Source organism: Methylobacterium sp. J-076, assembly GCF_022829405.1.
GTDB lineage: Bacteria > Pseudomonadota > Alphaproteobacteria > Rhizobiales > Beijerinckiaceae > Methylobacterium.
Genome location: NZ_JAKSXW010000044.1, coordinates 1 through 376 on the forward strand (window position 1 = coordinate 1; position 376 = coordinate 376).

The following is a 376-nucleotide window of genomic DNA, read 5'->3' on the forward strand; positions in this document are numbered from 1 at the left end:
GGTGATCGTGTCGGACTGGCCGGCCGCATGCGAGGCGTGGGCCGTCAGGGTGCCGCCGACCTGCTTGCCGTCCACCGAGATCGTGTACTGCGCGTCGCCCTTGTAGGCATCCTCGCTCAGCTTCAGGACCAGCGTGTCCGACCCCGTACCGATGTTCATCGTGAACGGCGTCGCGGCCGCCTTCAAAAGCGCCGGGGTCGCCACCGGGCCGGTGTCGTGCACGGTCAGGGCCTGCGCCCCCGCGCTCATGAGGGCGAGCTTGCCGCCGGAGACCGCCGCGCCGTTGTAGGTGGCGCTGTCGAGGTACAGGTTGCGGTCGGTGGCGGCGGTGCCGTCATAGGCGTCGTTCAGGAAGTACAGGCTGACCTTGTGGTCG

General features: G+C 69.1%; 1 pseudogene. It reads right to left on the bottom strand.

The features are described from left to right. A pseudogene (locus MKK53_RS03285) lies at positions 1–376 on the bottom strand (hypothetical protein); the annotation flags it as partial.